Source organism: Streptococcus sp. HMSC034E12, assembly GCF_001835915.1.
GTDB lineage: Bacteria > Bacillota > Bacilli > Lactobacillales > Streptococcaceae > Streptococcus > Streptococcus vaginalis.
This window is the reverse complement of record NZ_KV826465.1, coordinates 1-1,227: the sequence shown is the minus strand read 5'-3', so window position 1 is coordinate 1,227 and position 1,227 is coordinate 1. Positions and strand designations below refer to the sequence as shown.

General features: G+C 39.0%; 2 protein-coding genes. Both read right to left on the bottom strand.

What is annotated here, in order from left to right:
* Nucleotides 1-362: 362 nt before the first annotated feature.
* Nucleotides 363-929 carry a hypothetical protein gene (locus HMPREF2574_RS08680; protein WP_070812463.1) on the bottom strand — a complete coding sequence of 189 codons (567 nt, stop codon included), beginning with the start codon at nt 927-929 and terminating at the stop codon, nt 363-365.
* Nucleotides 926-1,171 (bottom strand): hypothetical protein, encoded by a 246-nt coding sequence (locus HMPREF2574_RS08675; RefSeq protein WP_070812462.1) that lies wholly within the window; start codon nt 1,169-1,171, stop codon nt 926-928. The genes HMPREF2574_RS08680 and HMPREF2574_RS08675 overlap by 4 nt, the downstream gene beginning before the upstream one ends.
* Nucleotides 1,172-1,227 lie beyond the last annotated feature (56 nt).

Below are 1,227 nucleotides of genomic sequence, written 5' to 3'. Positions count from 1 at the left end.
CCTTTTGGCACGACTGAAAAGCTAACGCTATTCCATTCTTCGGCTATCTCAGCCAATTCCTGCTTGACTACTTCGACTGGCTTCTTGGCTAGCTTATTCTTGTATTCGTTGCCTAGCCTGTAATGGTCGCGCTCCCAGTTCATAATCACGCGCATTTGTTCGTAGTTTTGCATTTTCATCCTCCAGCTCTTTTATTTTTAACTCCAAACGAATATTTAATAATTCCGATTTAGTTAATTCTGGCGTTAATCGTTTTAGATTGCGTTTGTGGAATAAGCGTAATTCATCGGCACTTACTCTCATTAAGTTGTCAGCGGAAAAATTAAGCTTATTACCATCGAGAAAAATCAACCCTCCTGCCATTAGAATAGCCCTTGCTCCCTCATTTCGGAGTACATTCGCAGTGTCGGCTGTAGTTCTTCGGGTTCAATTTGAAACTCTTTAAAATAAGGACTGCTTTCTGTAAGCGTTGTATTTTTTGCGCCATCTTCCACAAAAGACATCGGCAACAGCAATACAATTGGATTGTTTAATTCTTCTTTCTTTTCTCGTTCCAAAAATGCAACGATAAAATCTTGATCCCCTTTGACTCGAAACCCCCAATAATCATTGCCAACTCCACGATTTGGAGTGCGTTTTGAAGAGTATTTGACATCAATTGTCAAATTGCCAAACATAAAGTCGTAAACAGGATTATTTTTTTTAAAATAACGATTAGCGTCTACTGCGTCGGGGACTAACTTTTGGAAAAGCTCCTCTGCTTGTCCTCCTAATTTTGAAGCAACATTTCCAAACTGTATTTTATCGTGGACTTTCAAACAGCCGCTTTTCAACAATTTCATGTGCGCCACATGGACAGGCAGACCGCTACGTTTTACTGCTTCGCGAAAATCGCCATATTCCATATAAAGGTCTACTATATCCATTATCCCTCACCCTTTCCGATTAACATTTTAGGAGTTGTAACCTCTTTTGTTGAGATGATGGATAAGGTCTCTGTAACCCCCAAAGCTAATTTTTGAGTAGCTCGAATTTGACTAGCGACTTCTCCAATCGCATGAGCACGAACAATTTCTTTTTTGAGTTCTTCGTCCGTCAAACTTAGATCATTAAGTCGCTCTAGAGTCTCAAATAAAATATTATTAGCGTCTTCCAATGTATTTCTTGCCATTTATTTTCTCCATATTTTACAACTCATTATTTTGCTAACGACCGGCAAAAACGTTG